16 protein-coding genes are annotated in these 12,870 nt (G+C 61.4%); 11 read left to right on the forward strand and 5 right to left on the reverse strand.

Annotation, left to right across the window (positions count from 1 at the left end; translation table 11 throughout):
• The 4 genes from ACVC5H_RS22100 to bfr all read left to right on the forward strand — a co-directional run bounded on the left by ACVC5H_RS22100 (position 1) and on the right by bfr (position 2,722).
• A complete protein-coding gene (locus ACVC5H_RS22100) occupies positions 1-699 on the forward strand; it encodes an energy transducer TonB (RefSeq protein WP_489619865.1) in 699 nt (232 codons plus the stop codon).
• 104 nt (positions 700-803) lie between these two features.
• Entirely contained in the window at positions 804-1,535 is a 732-nt protein-coding gene (locus ACVC5H_RS22105) for a MotA/TolQ/ExbB proton channel family protein (protein ID WP_489619866.1), read from the forward strand.
• Positions 1,535-1,951 carry an ExbD/TolR family protein gene (locus tag ACVC5H_RS22110; RefSeq protein WP_489619867.1) on the forward strand — a complete coding sequence of 139 codons (417 nt, stop codon included), beginning with the start codon at positions 1,535-1,537 and terminating at the stop codon, positions 1,949-1,951. Before ACVC5H_RS22105 ends, ACVC5H_RS22110 begins: the two co-directional genes overlap by 1 nt.
• Positions 1,952-2,242: 291 nt before the next feature.
• Complete coding sequence (gene bfr / locus ACVC5H_RS22115) at positions 2,243-2,722, forward strand: bacterioferritin (protein ID WP_489619868.1); 480 nt, start codon at positions 2,243-2,245, stop codon at positions 2,720-2,722.
• A gap of 93 nt (positions 2,723-2,815) precedes the next feature.
• Here the strand turns inward: bfr and ACVC5H_RS22120 are convergent, their stop codons facing one another.
• Complete coding sequence (locus tag ACVC5H_RS22120; RefSeq protein ID WP_338718009.1) at positions 2,816-3,430, reverse strand: glutathione S-transferase family protein; 615 nt, start codon at positions 3,428-3,430, stop codon at positions 2,816-2,818.
• Between the two features lie 250 nt (positions 3,431-3,680).
• Here ACVC5H_RS22120 and purB point away from each other — a divergent pair, with 250 nt between their 5' ends.
• Complete coding sequence (gene purB, locus ACVC5H_RS22125) at positions 3,681-5,048, forward strand: adenylosuccinate lyase (RefSeq protein WP_488927414.1); 1,368 nt, start codon at positions 3,681-3,683, stop codon at positions 5,046-5,048.
• Positions 5,049-5,106: 58 nt separating this feature from the next.
• Here purB and ACVC5H_RS22130 read toward each other — a convergent pair whose 3' ends face one another.
• Positions 5,107-5,277 carry a hypothetical protein gene (locus tag ACVC5H_RS22130; RefSeq protein WP_489619869.1) on the reverse strand — a complete coding sequence of 57 codons (171 nt, stop codon included), beginning with the start codon at positions 5,275-5,277 and terminating at the stop codon, positions 5,107-5,109.
• A gap of 88 nt (positions 5,278-5,365) precedes the next feature.
• Here ACVC5H_RS22130 and ACVC5H_RS22135 point away from each other — a divergent pair, with 88 nt between their 5' ends.
• The 5 genes from ACVC5H_RS22135 to ACVC5H_RS22155 all read left to right on the forward strand — a co-directional run bounded on the left by ACVC5H_RS22135 (position 5,366) and on the right by ACVC5H_RS22155 (position 9,303).
• Complete coding sequence (locus ACVC5H_RS22135) at positions 5,366-5,890, forward strand: cytochrome b (RefSeq protein WP_338718007.1); 525 nt, start codon at positions 5,366-5,368, stop codon at positions 5,888-5,890.
• A gap of 63 nt (positions 5,891-5,953) precedes the next feature.
• Positions 5,954-6,517 carry a YceI family protein gene (locus ACVC5H_RS22140; protein WP_489619870.1) on the forward strand — a complete coding sequence of 188 codons (564 nt, stop codon included), beginning with the start codon at positions 5,954-5,956 and terminating at the stop codon, positions 6,515-6,517.
• Between the two features lie 98 nt (positions 6,518-6,615).
• Positions 6,616-7,188 (forward strand): YceI family protein, encoded by a 573-nt coding sequence (locus ACVC5H_RS22145; RefSeq protein ID WP_489619871.1) that lies wholly within the window; start codon positions 6,616-6,618, stop codon positions 7,186-7,188.
• 221 nt (positions 7,189-7,409) lie between these two features.
• On the forward strand, positions 7,410-8,045 hold the full coding sequence (gene pdxH / locus ACVC5H_RS22150) for a pyridoxamine 5'-phosphate oxidase (protein ID WP_489619872.1): 636 nt from the start codon (positions 7,410-7,412) through the stop codon (positions 8,043-8,045).
• 55 nt (positions 8,046-8,100) lie between these two features.
• A complete protein-coding gene (locus tag ACVC5H_RS22155; protein WP_489619873.1) occupies positions 8,101-9,303 on the forward strand; it encodes a class I SAM-dependent methyltransferase in 1,203 nt (400 codons plus the stop codon).
• An 82-nt stretch (positions 9,304-9,385) separates the two neighbouring features.
• Here ACVC5H_RS22155 and msrA read toward each other — a convergent pair whose 3' ends face one another.
• Complete coding sequence (gene msrA / locus ACVC5H_RS22160; RefSeq protein ID WP_489619874.1) at positions 9,386-9,919, reverse strand: peptide-methionine (S)-S-oxide reductase MsrA; 534 nt, start codon at positions 9,917-9,919, stop codon at positions 9,386-9,388.
• Positions 9,920-10,124: 205 nt separating this feature from the next.
• On the opposite strand from msrA, the gene ACVC5H_RS22165 reads away from it, so the two are divergent.
• On the forward strand, positions 10,125-10,634 hold the full coding sequence (locus ACVC5H_RS22165) for a flavin reductase family protein (RefSeq protein WP_489619875.1): 510 nt from the start codon (positions 10,125-10,127) through the stop codon (positions 10,632-10,634).
• 90 nt (positions 10,635-10,724) lie between these two features.
• On the opposite strand, the gene ACVC5H_RS22170 is transcribed toward ACVC5H_RS22165, so the two are convergent.
• Both ACVC5H_RS22170 and ACVC5H_RS22175 read right to left on the reverse strand, forming a co-directional pair.
• Positions 10,725-11,474: an OmpW/AlkL family protein gene (locus ACVC5H_RS22170; RefSeq protein ID WP_489619876.1), complete on the reverse strand. Its 750-nt coding sequence runs from the start codon at positions 11,472-11,474 to the stop codon at positions 10,725-10,727.
• Positions 11,475-11,814: 340 nt separating this feature from the next.
• On the reverse strand, positions 11,815-12,864 hold the full coding sequence (locus ACVC5H_RS22175) for an L-threonylcarbamoyladenylate synthase (RefSeq protein ID WP_489619877.1): 1,050 nt from the start codon (positions 12,862-12,864) through the stop codon (positions 11,815-11,817).
• Between the last annotated feature and the right edge of the window lie 6 nt (positions 12,865-12,870).

Here is a 12,870-nt window from a genome sequence, read left to right on the forward strand (position 1 = left end):
ATGAACGCCATTTCACCGTCTCTCATGAGTGTCAGCCCACCCAGCGCCCTGATGCGCCAGGCACGCAAGATCGGTCCGCTGGGACTGATCATCCTGTTGCACATTGCCTTTTTCTGGGCGCTTCAAAGCGGCCTGGTCCACCAGGTCGCCAGCGCCGTTCCCAAGGAAGTGATCGCCACCTTCATCGTTCCCGAGAAGGCCCCCGAGCCCGCGCCGCCCAAGGCCGAGCCGGCCCCGCCCAAGCAGGTGAAGATCGTCAAGAAAGTGGTGGCACCGCCCAAGCCCATTCCGGTGACCGAAACCCCGGCACCGACCGCCATCACTGCACCGCCCCAGCCGCCGCAACCGGCCACGCCGGCACCGCAGGTAGCCGCCGAGCCGACTCCGGCACCGGCCGCACCGCCCGGACCGGTCCTGCCCAAGCAGATCACCTCCGGCATCGAATATATCCAGCAGCCCAACCCGACCTATCCCAGCGTCTCGCGCCGCATGGGTGAAGAAGGCGTGGTGGAATTCCGGGTGACCGTCAACACCAGCGGCCGCGCGGAAAAGGTCGAGATCATCAAGTCGTCCGGCTATTCGCGCCTGGACGATGCTGCCCGCAGCGCCGTGATGCGCGCCGTCTTCAAGCCCTACATCGAAAACGGCAAGGCCATCACCGTGAGCACGGTCGGCAGCCTGGCTTTCCGCCTCAATTGAATTGAGCCGAGATTGGAACCTTGAATGGCCGGGCCTAGCCCGGCCATGCAGTCATTTCGTTTCATCATTCCCCTCATCTGAACCATAAATCGAAGGAAAACATCATGGAAGTTAGTCCCTACGGATTGGAAAGCCTTTGGGCCCAAGGCGATTTCGTTACCAAGGGCGTCGCCGTCCTGCTGCTGGCCATGTCGATCGCGTCGTGGTACGTGATCTTCACCAAGGCCTTCCAGCTGCTGCGTTTCCGCAAGGCTTCGGCTGCGGCCGGCCACAAGTTCTGGGATACCACCAGCCTGCCCGAAGGCGTGGCCACCCTGGGCCAGGACAACCCCTTCGCCGAAGTGGCCAAGGCTGGTGTCACCGCCATGAGCCACCACACCGCCCACAAGGGCCACCTGCATGACCAGCTCTCGGTGAGCGACTGGGTGACCCTCTCGCTGCGCCAGGCCATCGACGAAGCTTCCGGCAAGCTGCAGACCGGCATGGCCGTGCTGGCTTCGGTCGGTTCCACCGCACCGTTCGTGGGCCTGTTCGGCACCGTCTGGGGCATCTATCACGCGCTGGTGTCCATCGGCACCACCGGCCAGGCCAGCATCGACAAGGTGGCCGGCCCGGTCGGCGAAGCCCTGATCATGACCGCTCTGGGGCTGGCCGTGGCCATCCCCGCGACTTTCGGCTACAACGCCCTGGTGCGTGGAAACAAGACCACCATCGCCAAGCTCAACAAGTTCGGCTTCGACCTGCATGCCCTGTTCGTCACCGGTGCCCGTGCAGCCGGTGAAGATGGCCAGCCCAACGGCGGCAAGGCCAAGCTGACTGCAGTCGGGAGGGCATGATGGCGATGGGTTCCCTGTCCGATTCGGACGACGATTTCAATCCCGAGATCAACACCACCCCGCTGGTGGACGTGATGCTGGTCTTGCTGATCATCTTCATCATCACCATTCCGGTGATGAACCATGCGGTCAAGATCGACCTGCCCAAGGCCAGCAGCCAGCCGGATCAGGTCAAGCCGGAAAGCATCAACCTGTCCATCGATGCGGCCGGCAACGTGTTCTGGAATGAAGACAAGATCGACAGCAGCGAGCTGAACGCCCGCATCGCGGCAGCCGCCCAGAAGCAGCCGCAGCCCGAACTGCACCTGCGCGCCGAGCGCACCACCCAGTATGAAAAGGTGGCCCAGGTGATGTCGGCGGCACAGTCAGGCGGATTGACCAAGATCGGTTTCGTGACCGATCCTGAAAAGAAATAACACCGGAAATAACACCGGCAGAGCATCGCCCAGGGGCCGACGGCAACACAGGCCCCGCACCACCATGGCCCGTCCAACCGGCCTCTCCTTGGAAAACCTCCCTCGCCTGGCGACGGAGGTTTTTTTTGATTTTCTGCTCGAGGAGCAACCAAAGTAAGAATGATTAGCGATAATTGTTGATGAACAATGCGGGCAACTCGACTATGATCCGACCGTCCGCGGTCCGGCAGCTATACGTCACCCATAACTAACGCGGTTTTCCTCCTACATCATTTTTTAAAGGTAATCCCCATGAAAGGCGATCCCGCAGTCATCAAGTTGCTCAATGCTCAACTGACCAATGAGCTCACCGCCATCAACCAGTACTTCCTGCATGCACGCATGTACAAGCACTGGGGCCTGGACAAGATCGGCGCCAAGGAATACGCCGAATCCATCGGCGAGATGAAGCACGCTGACAAGCTGATCGACCGCATCCTGATGCTCGACGGCCTGCCCAACCTGCAGGCGCTGCACAAGCTGATGATCGGCGAAAACACCCAGGAAATGCTGCAATGTGACCTGAAGCTGGAACAGGGCGCCCAGAAGACCGTCAAGGAAGGCATCGCCACCTGTGAACAGCTGGGCGACTACGTGTCCCGTGAACTGTTCCAGATGATCCTGGATGACACCGAAGAACACATCGACTGGCTGGAAACCCAGCTGGACCTGATCGACAAGGTAGGTATCCAGAATTACCTGCAAAGCCAGATGTCGCCCTCCGAGGAGTAATCCCGACGCCCGGCGGCCACCGCACGGGCAAACAAAAAGCGCGCTCCCCGGAGCGCGCTTTTTTGTTGTCGGCCTTCAGTATGGCACCATGCCTCACAGATGCGGCACGGTCTCCTTGAAGCTGGCCCGCTCCGACACCTTGTCGAACAGCCGCGCCAGTTGCGGATAATCCTCGCGCCAGGCCAGGTCCGGGAAACGGAACGCCAGCCAGCCCAGCGCACAGCCCACGGCCACGTCGGCCAGGCTGTAATGGTTGCCCACGCAGAAAGGCTTCTCACCCAGGCCCTCGGCCATCGCCTTCAAGGACGCTTCGACCTTGCTCCACTGGCGCTTGATCCATTCCGGACTCTGCTGCTTGGTGGGACGCAAGGTCTTTTCCAAGCGCACCAGCACGGCCGCATCCAGAGCGCCATCGGCCAGCGCTTCCCAGCACTTGATCTCGGCGCGCTCACGGCCGTTGGGCGGCAGCAGCTTGCCCACCGGTGTCAAGGTATCGAGGTATTCGACGATCACCCGCGAATCGAACATGGCACCCCCATCATCCATCAACAGGCAAGGTACCTTGCCCAGCGGATTGCTCTCTTGGATGGTGGTCGATGCGCTCCAGACATCTTCCAGGATGAATTCGTAATCGATCTTTTTTTCGGCCATCACGACGCGCACCTTGCGCACGAACGGACTGGCATTGGAGCCGATGAGTTTTAGCATAGCGTGTGGTGTATTTATGTACATTGATTATAACATTCGCATTTCCTGACAAATTTGTGAAGCTTCGCGAACAATTGCATCAGGAACGGAAAGCAACGGTCCCGCAGGACCACGCAGACCGGAAAATTGGGCCGGCCGGCGTGCCGATGGTAAAATGGCGGGCTCGGGCGATTCGGGTTTTGGAGCAAATGCCGGCCAAAACTCGCCAATCTTCAGTCAACGCATCTCATCCGTTTCCATCGTTTCCATCATGTCCCTCTCTGCTCTCTCGGCCCTGTCCCCGCTGGACGGCCGCTACGCCTCCAAGACCGATCAACTGCGTCCGCTGCTGTCTGAAGCGGGCTTCATGCACCACCGCGTGAAGGTCGAGATTGCCTGGCTGCAAGCGCTGTCCGAAGCCGGTTTTGCCGAGATCAAGCCGTTCTCGGCCAGCGCCCGCGCGCTGCTGGACAAGCTGGCTGCCGACTTCACCGAAGCCGACGCCGCCCGCATCAAGGAAATCGAAGCCGTCACCAACCACGACGTCAAGGCGGTCGAATACTGGCTCAAGGAAAAAGTGAAGGATGTGCCCGAACTGGTGGCCGCCTCCGAATTCATTCACTTCGCCTGCACCTCCGAAGACATCAACAACACCTCGCACGGCATGATGTTGAAGGCTGCACGCGACACCGTGCTGCTGCCCTCGCTGCAAGCCGTCATCGCCAAGCTGACCGCACTGGCCCACGAACACGCCGCCGTGCCGATGCTCTCGCGCACCCACGGCCAGCCGGCCAGCCCGACCACCCTGGGCAAGGAAGTGGCCAACGTCGTGGCGCGCCTGCAACGTGCGGCCAAGCGCATCGCCGCCGTCGAGATCCTGGGCAAGATGAACGGCGCCGTGGGCAACTACAACGCCCACCTGTCGGCCTACCCGCAGACCGACTGGGCGGCCTTCTCCAAAGATGTCGTGGAAAAGCGCCTGGGCCTGACCTTCAACCCCTACACCATCCAGATCGAGCCGCACGACTACATGGCCGAACTGTTCGATGCCGTGGCCCGCACCAACACCATCCTCTTGGACCTGAACCGCGACATCTGGGGCTACATCTCCCTGGGCTACTTCAAGCAGCGCACCAAGGCCGGCGAAATCGGTTCCTCGACCATGCCGCACAAGGTCAACCCGATCGACTTCGAGAACTCCGAAGGCAACCTGGGCATGGCCAATGCCGTCCTGAAGCACCTGGCCGAGAAGCTGCCGGTGTCGCGCTGGCAGCGTGACCTGACCGACTCCACCGTGCTGCGCAACATCGGCGTGGGCTTCGGCTATACCCTGCTGGCCTATGACAGCTGCCTGCGCGGCCTGAACAAGCTGGAAGTGAACCCGCAGCGCCTGGCCGACGACCTGGACGCCACCTGGGAAGTGCTGGCCGAGCCGGTGCAGACCGTCATGCGCCGCTATGGCATCGAGAATCCGTATGAGCAACTGAAGGAACTGACGCGCGGCAAGGGCATTTCCAAGGACGCCCTGCGCGACTTCATCAATGGCCTGGCCATCCCGCAAGAGGCCAAGGACCACCTGCTGGCCATGACCCCGGCCAACTACATCGGCACCGCCGTGGAACTGGCCAAGCAGATCTGATTCTTCATCTCTGAATCTAGCAACATGAACGATGGCGCACAGCAATGTGCGCCATTTTTCATTTGAGTAGCCAAGATTGTGAAGCACCGTGATGATTACTCGTAAAAACGGACGGCTGAAGTACCATTTCGGCGAGTAATGCGAGCAGCGAAAGCTCTTTATACTCAGCAGGGTCAGAAAGAGTGGCATCATCGGTTGCCGCCCGGAATTCTCCGGAATTTTCCAGCATTCCGCGACGCCAGCCCGGCCTGCCCGCCCTGCAGAACCATTGCAGAGCCAGCCGCTCCAAACGCCACCTACGCTCGCCACAACATCCTATGGAACGCTATACCAAACCTGCCGTGCTGCTGCACTGGCTGATTGCCCTGTTGATCATCTCCGCCTTCGGCCTTGGCCTGACCATGGTCGACATTCCCGGCCTGACCCCGACCAAGCTGAAGTATTTTTCCTGGCACAAGTGGCTGGGCGTGACGGTGCTGGCCCTGGCCTGCGTGCGCCTGCTGTGGCGCCTCACGCACAAGGCACCGGCCTATCCGGCCAACATGCCGGGCTGGCAGCAATCGGCCGCGCATGGCTTGCACCTTGGCTTGTACGCACTGATGTTCGCCATTCCCGTCTCCGGCTATTTCTATAGCCTCTCAGCCGGCGTGCCCGTGGTGTATCTCGGCGTGGTGCCGCTGCCGGTGCTGATGGCCCCCAACCCCGAACTCAAACCGCTCCTGAAGGAAGTGCACTACTGGCTCAACATGACCCTGCTGGCCGCATTCGCCCTGCACGTACTGGCTGCGCTCAAGCACCAGTTCGTCGATCGTGACAATATCTTCAAGCGCATGCTGCCCTGAACCCCTGCAAGGCAGGCACTACGCAAGATCATTCATATTGCTCGTTTTTTTACGGAATCCGACATGACTTTCTCCCGTTTCCTCCAACCCTCCCTGCTGGCCCTCGCCGCCGCTTCCTTTGCACTCTCCGCCCAGGCTGCGCCGCTCAAGGTGGATGCCACCAAGAGCACCGTCGTGGCCACCTTCAAGCAACTGAACGTGCCGGTTGATGCCAAGTTCAACAAGATCAGCGCCGCCATCGACTTCGACGCTGCCAAGCCGGAACAAGGCAAGGCGACGGTCGACATCGACGTGGCCAGCTTCGATCTGGGTGACGCCGAGTACAACAAGGAAGTGCAGAAGAAGGAGTGGTTCAACGCCGCCCAATTCCCCAAGGCCAGCTTCGTGGCCAGCAGCATCAAGGCCGCAGGCGCGGGCAAGTTCACCGTGGCCGGCAAGCTGACCATCAAGGGCAAGAGCAACGACGTGTCCTTCCCGCTCACACTCAAGAAGGAAGGCGCTGCCCAGGTCTTCGACGGCGTGCTGCCCATCAAGCGCCTGACCTACAACATCGGTGAAGGTGAATGGAAAGACACCAGCATGGTGGCCGATGACGTGACGATCAAGTTCCACATCGTGGCCCAGTAATCCGCACCAACAATACCAAAGAAGTCGTTCCGCGCCATTGACGCACCGCCTTCGGGCGGGCTTCCCAGCGTTTTTTCTCACTCAAGGAATTGAAACACATGAAACTGAACCACCTCCTGCTGGCCCTGGTTGCGGCCGGCGCCGCTTTCTCCGCCAACGCTGCCGACACCTACAGCATTGATCCCAGCCACACCTATCCCAGCTTCGAAGCTGACCACATGGGCGTGTCCATCTGGCGCGGCAAGTTCGACAAGACCAGCGGCAGCGTGACCCTGGACCGCGCCGCCAAGACCGGCACCGTCGATATCGTCATCGACACCGCTTCCATCGACTTCGGTATGGGCAAGATGAACGACCACGCCAAGAGCGCCGACATGTTCGACGTCGCCAAGTATCCCACCGCCGAGTACAAGGGCACGATCAAGTTCAACGGCGACAAGCCGGCTTCGGTCGAAGGCAACCTGACCCTGCACGGCGTGACCAAGCCGGTCACCCTGACCATCAACAAGTTCACCTGCATCCAGCATCCGATGCTCAAGCGCGAAGTCTGCGGCGGCGACGCCTCGGCCACCTTCAACCGTGCCGACTTCGGTATCGACTACGGCGCCAAGTATGGTTTCTCGATGGAGACCAAGCTGGCCATCCAGGTCGAAGCGATCAAGACCAACTGATCCAGCCGATCTGGTTTGAGCCGGGCAGAACGCGTGTCTGCCACCGGCAAACCGGGAAAGCCGATGCGATAATGCATCGGCTTTTTTATTGGTGCGCCTTGCTTGCGATCATGGAGTGATCGGCCGCCAGGCCGCACAATGGCTCGCATTCGCCGTTTTGCTGCTCTGCAAAACATTTTGAAACGCGCTAATCTAGCGCTACTCCCCAAGGAGCAAGAAGCATGTCGTTAGCTGACCTACGTAAAGATTACAGCCGCGCCAGCCTGTCCGAAGTCGACACGGCCGCCGATCCCATTGACCAGTTTGCGGTCTGGTTCGATGAGGCGACCAAGGCCCAGATCCCCGAGCCCAACGCCATGAGCGTGGCCACCGTCGGGGCCGATGGAAGGCCTTCCTCGCGCATCATCCTGATCAAGCAGTTCGATCAGCGGGGCTTTACCTGGTTTACCAACTACGACAGCCGCAAGGGCGCCGATGTGGCGGAGAATCCCTACGTGGCACTGCTGTTCCACTGGGTCGAACTTGAACGCCAGGTCCGCATCGAAGGAAAGATCGAACGCGTGACCAAGGAAGAGAGCGACGCGTACTTCTACAGTCGCCCCCTGGCCAGCCAGCTCGGCGCGATTGCCTCGCAGCAGAGCCGGACCGTGGCCAGCCGCGAGACACTGGAACAGCAATACGCAGCAACCAAGCAGCAATTCGGGGAACACCCCACCCGTCCGGAACATTGGGGCGGCTACCGTGTCATTCCCGATCGCATCGAATTCTGGCAAGGCCGCCCCTCCCGCCTGCACGACCGCGTGCTCTACACGCGCTCGGTGGACGGCCAGTGGCAGCGGCAGCGCCTGCAGCCCTGACGACATCCCATGCCTGGCAGGGCCGACAGCATTCATCACTGACGCGGAGGACATCGTGTTTTGGGAAAAGAAGCTAGACGCCTGGGTAGAAAACATTCGCAACGGTTCGGCCCTGCCCCTGCGGCTGGAGCTGTGGAACGGACGGCAGTACGACTTCAGCAGCGGTACACCCGAAGTCACGCTCAAGGTTCCGCACGCCTCAGCCATCACATCCCTGCTCACCCCTTCCCTGGCCAATCTGGGTGAGGCCTACGTCGAAGGCAAGATCGAGGTCGAAGGCAAGGTCAAGAGCATCATCCAGGTCGCCAACGGCCTGGCCTCCAAGACCCTCAAGGCCGAAGGCCGGCTGGGCCGCATGGTGCGCAGCGTGACGCACACCAAGAAGCGCGACGCCGAAGCCATCCAGTACCACTACGACGTTTCCAACGATTTCTACAAGCTGTTCCTGGACGAGAACATGGTCTATTCCTGCGCCTACTTCGAGAATGGCGACGAGGACCTGGCCACGGCCCAGCTCAAGAAGATCGACCATATCCTGGAAAAGATCCAGTTGAAGCCCGGCCAGACCCTGCTCGACATCGGCTGCGGCTGGGGTGCACTGGTGCTGCGGGCGGCGCAGAAGTACGGCGCGCGCTGCGTGGGGGTGACGCTCTCCAAGAACCAGTACGCACTGGCGCGCGAGCGGGTGCAGGCCGCCGGGCTGGCCGACCGCATCGATATCCGTCTGCAGGATTATCGCGACGTCACCGGCACCTTCGACCGCATCACCTCGGTGGGCATGTTTGAGCACGTGGGCATCAAGAACCTGCCGAGCTATTTTGCCCAGATCAGGAAGCTGCTGGCCGATGGCGGCCTGGCCATGAACCACGGCATCACCAGCACCGACATCGAGAACGGCGAATCGCCCTATGGCGCGGGGGAATTCATCGACAAGTACGTTTTCCCTGCAGGTGAACTGCCGCACATCAGCACGGTGCTCAGGACCATGCAGGAAGGCGGCCTGGAAGCCTTCGACGTGGAAAACCTGCGCCGCCACTACGCCCGCACCTGCAGCATCTGGGCCGACAATTTCGAAGCCAATGCCGACGCCATCCACGGCGTCACCGACGAGAAGCACTACCGTATCTGGCGCGTCTACCTGGCCGGCAGTGCTTACGGTTTCGAACGTGACTGGATTTCGCTGTACCAGGTCATCTGCTCCAAGGCCGGCCGCAGTGCGCAGCAGTTGCCGTGGTCGCGTCGCTACATCTATCGATAACGAAAAAAAACTCGCCAGCCCCATCAGCACAACGGGCATGCCATGGCATGCCCGTTGTGATTTGAGATGGTCTGCGAAACGATTATTCGGGCTTGCTCTTCTCGGCGAATACTTCCCGCAGCTTGGCCACCTTGGGCGCCACCACGAAGGCGCAGTAGCCCTGGAAGGGATGCTGCACGAAATAGTTCTGGTGGTAATCCTCGGCCCGGTAATAGGGCTGGGGTGGCGACAGCTCGGTCACGATGGGCGCATCCCACACCAGCGCCATCTCGGCGATGACGTGCTTGGCCGTCTCGTGCTGGGTTTCGTCCTGATAGTAGATCACTGAACGATATTGCGTGCCGACGTCATTGCCCTGGCGGTTCAGGGTGGTCGGGTCATGGATGGTGAAGAAAATTTCCAGAATCTCGCGGAAGCTGATCTGCTGCGGATCGAAGGCCAGCTTGACCACTTCCGCATGCCCGGTCTGGCCGCTGCAGACCTGTTCATAACTGGGATTGACCACGCTGCCGCCGGTATAGCCGGATTCCACCGACTGCACGCCCTTGACCTGCTGGTAGACCGCTTCCAGGCACCAGAAGCAACCGCCGCCCAATACTGCGATTTCCGTGGCCATGATGTTCTCCCGTTAAGTTGCTTGTCGTAAAACTGTACCCCAATTCAGCCCTTCAGGTGCGGCCAACATGGGGCAATGTCAAGATCGCGACGCCCCACCCCTGCGGCAAGACTGCGCGCGATCCGCTATCATGTGCATCTCTGCGCCTTGACCGGCTGGCCGCCACGCGACGGCCGGGGCGCTTCGACCTCCGACCAGACTCCCGATGCACACACGTTTCCCCCGCGCCCAAGCGCGTCAGTTCGACGCGGCGCATTTCCGTCAGGCCCTGTCGCAGTTCGCCACAGGCGTCACCGTCATCACAACCCGCCTGGCCGATGGCACCCTGCTGGGGCTGACCGCCAGCTCCTTCAACTCGGTCTCGCTGGACCCGCCCCTGGTGCTGTGGAGCCTCGGCACGCGCGCCAACAGCCTGCCGGTGTTTTCCGGTAACTCGCATTACGTCATCAACATCCTCAGCGCCGGCCAGGCACACCTGGCGCAGCAATTCGCCAGCAAGATGGAGAACCGCTTCGAAGGCGTCTCCTACACCCTCTCGCGCACCGGCCAGCCGGTGCTGGATGGCGCCTCGGCCTGGTTCGAATGCCACAACCGCAGCCAGTACCCGGAAGGCGATCACGTCATCTTCGTGGGCGAGGTCGAACATTGCGAAGTCGATCCCCAGTCCGCGCTGGTCTTCCATAACGGCCGCTTCATCAAGACCGAAGCGTTCTGACCGCCAAGGCGGACGCGCTCACGCCACCACCCCAATGAAAATGGCGCCCGGATTGCTCCGGGCGCCATTTTTTGCAGCAGGTTTCCAGTCTTAGAACTTGTAGCCCACCGACAGGAAGGTCACGATCGGATTGATCGTCAGGCTGGTGCTGGAGTGCGTCGTGCCACCGGCCGCGGCGGGCAGCTCGGTGGTGATGTCGGCATTGGTCTTCAACGGGATGTAGGACACGGACAGGCCCACGGACCAGTTCTTGTCGAAGTTGTAGTTGGCACCCACGGTCAGCACCGGCGCCCACGAGGAGCTCAGGTTGGCGCTGGACTTGGCGCTGGTGACGGCACCATTGGTGTACTTGCTGGAGATGGTGCGCTGGAAGGTATCGGTCAGTTCAACGCTGTCGTACCAGACGTAGGTCACGCCGGCACCGACGAAGGGACGGAAGGCGCTGTTGGCATCGCCGAAGTGGTACTTCGCCACAATCGCCGGGCTCCACTGCTTGGCCTGGCCGATCTTGCCCACGCCGGCCAGTGTGCCGGTGCCGTCGAGCTCGAAGGTCGGCGGAATGCCCAGGTCGGCAGTCAGCGAGATGTTGTCGGTGAAGAAGTGGGTGAAAGCGATACCCAGTGTATCGGCGTTGCCAATGGTGGCGCCCGAACCAGTGACCGGGCCAGCGCCAGGACCATCGTTCTTGCGCAGGGTCTCGCTCGAATCCTGCGGCGCCAGATGGAACCAGCCCACGTTGACGATATTGCTGCCCGCCGTTTGCGCCATGGCCGGTGCAGCGCAAGCTGCCATCACTGACAAGGCGGCGATGTGGGGCAGGAAGGAAAATTGTTTTTGCATTGCTGTCTCCAAGAGTTGCGGGCAGTGCCCGGATTTTTTATTCCCGACGTCTGGCGTCTGACGGGATTGATGCCACGGCTGGTCACCGTTTTTCATTATTCAGCGTAAGTCAACGTAACTGATGAGTACGCATTTTCTACGCCGATGAAACAAAAAGAACGCGCGTGCTATTTCGTGGAGATACTATGCCAGCTTTGTCACAATTTGTATAGAAGATGTGAAGAGCACGATCGTGCTTGTCTGCTTTTGGCAACCACGTACTGACCCGGAAGTCAGTACGGGCGCGGCTGAGCGGAGGGAGGAAAAAAGCGCGAAGGCGGAAAAAGCCGCAGCGGCAGCCTCAGCCGCCCAAGAGGCGCACCAGCAAACCCTGCGAATCGAAAGCGGCGCGGCGCAGGCGGTCATTGACGCCTTGCCACTCAGCCGTGACCGGCAGGGATTCGACGACAATCAGGTCAGCGCCTACATGGTCCATGTCGCGCAGGGCCGCATAGAGGTCATGAGCATAGGCGTCGGCAGTGAGCGACATGGGACGGGTCACGGCCACCTCGCCGTCGCCCCGGAATTCGCGCCGGATCAAGGCCACCTTCTGGCCAATGCCGGCCAGCTTGCCCAGCACGGCCGGCAGCTCGGCAGCAGCGACCTGCACCACCGGCGTATGCGGCGCGTAATGCGCATCGAGCGTGCCCGAGGCGCGCGGCGCGGAGGCGTCGGGCGTGGCCACCGGTACGCCCAGCACGGCGGCGATGCGGTCGGCGCTGATCTGGCCGGGACGCAGCAGGACCGGCCCATGGGTCTCGATGCGGGACAGATCGACGATGGTCGATTCGATGCCCACTTCGCTCTGGCCGCCATCGAGCACGACATCGACCAGGCTATCGGCATCGCTACCAAATTCTTCACGCACGTGCTCGGCCGTGGTCGGGCTGACGTGCCCGAACTTGTTGGCCGAGGGCGCGGCGATACCGCCCTTGCCGCCACGGAATTCCCGCAGCAACGCTTGCGCCACCGGATGCGAAGGGCAGCGCACGCCCACCGAATCCTGGCCACCGGCCACGGCATCGGGGATGTGTGCGGCGCGCTTCAAGATCAGCGTGAGCGGACCCGGCCAGAACGAGGCGATCAGGCGACGCGCTTCCACCGGTACCGAAGCGGCCCAGTAGCCGATGTCGGCTTCCGGTGAAACGTGCACGATCACCGGATGATTGGCCGGCCGGCCCTTGGCCGCATAGATGGCAGCAATCGCGGCCGGATTCTCGGCGTCGCCGCCAAGGCCATAGACGGTCTCGGTCGGGAACGCCACCAGGCCGCCCTGCTCCAGCTTGCGGGCGGCCTGCATGATCGCCGCCGCATCGATGGGCACAGCGGAAGAAGCGCGCTTGTTGGTCATGGCATG

The organism is Herbaspirillum sp. Her3, from assembly GCF_057961275.1.

What these genes read in the sequence shown, in the direction of transcription:
- msrA (WP_489619874.1), bottom strand. Translation starts at nt 9,919, where the DNA reads ATGGCCACGGAAATCGCAGTATTGGGCGGCGGTTGCTTCTGGTGCCTG.
- ACVC5H_RS22175 (WP_489619877.1), bottom strand. Translation starts at nt 12,864, where the DNA reads ATGACCAACAAGCGCGCTTCTTCCGCTGTGCCCATCGATGCGGCGGCG.
- ACVC5H_RS22105 (WP_489619866.1), top strand. Translation starts at nt 804, where the DNA reads ATGGAAGTTAGTCCCTACGGATTGGAAAGCCTTTGGGCCCAAGGCGAT.
- purB (WP_488927414.1), top strand. Translation starts at nt 3,681, where the DNA reads ATGTCCCTCTCTGCTCTCTCGGCCCTGTCCCCGCTGGACGGCCGCTAC.
- pdxH (WP_489619872.1), top strand. Translation starts at nt 7,410, where the DNA reads ATGTCGTTAGCTGACCTACGTAAAGATTACAGCCGCGCCAGCCTGTCC.
- ACVC5H_RS22130 (WP_489619869.1), bottom strand. Translation starts at nt 5,277, where the DNA reads ATGCTGGAAAATTCCGGAGAATTCCGGGCGGCAACCGATGATGCCACT.
- ACVC5H_RS22110 (WP_489619867.1), top strand. Translation starts at nt 1,535, where the DNA reads ATGGCGATGGGTTCCCTGTCCGATTCGGACGACGATTTCAATCCCGAG.
- ACVC5H_RS22170 (WP_489619876.1), bottom strand. Translation starts at nt 11,474, where the DNA reads ATGCAAAAACAATTTTCCTTCCTGCCCCACATCGCCGCCTTGTCAGTG.
- ACVC5H_RS22120 (WP_338718009.1), bottom strand. Translation starts at nt 3,430, where the DNA reads ATGCTAAAACTCATCGGCTCCAATGCCAGTCCGTTCGTGCGCAAGGTG.
- ACVC5H_RS22135 (WP_338718007.1), top strand. Translation starts at nt 5,366, where the DNA reads ATGGAACGCTATACCAAACCTGCCGTGCTGCTGCACTGGCTGATTGCC.
- ACVC5H_RS22145 (WP_489619871.1), top strand. Translation starts at nt 6,616, where the DNA reads ATGAAACTGAACCACCTCCTGCTGGCCCTGGTTGCGGCCGGCGCCGCT.
- bfr (WP_489619868.1), top strand. Translation starts at nt 2,243, where the DNA reads ATGAAAGGCGATCCCGCAGTCATCAAGTTGCTCAATGCTCAACTGACC.
- ACVC5H_RS22140 (WP_489619870.1), top strand. Translation starts at nt 5,954, where the DNA reads ATGACTTTCTCCCGTTTCCTCCAACCCTCCCTGCTGGCCCTCGCCGCC.
- ACVC5H_RS22100 (WP_489619865.1), top strand. Translation starts at nt 1, where the DNA reads ATGAACGCCATTTCACCGTCTCTCATGAGTGTCAGCCCACCCAGCGCC.
- ACVC5H_RS22165 (WP_489619875.1), top strand. Translation starts at nt 10,125, where the DNA reads ATGCACACACGTTTCCCCCGCGCCCAAGCGCGTCAGTTCGACGCGGCG.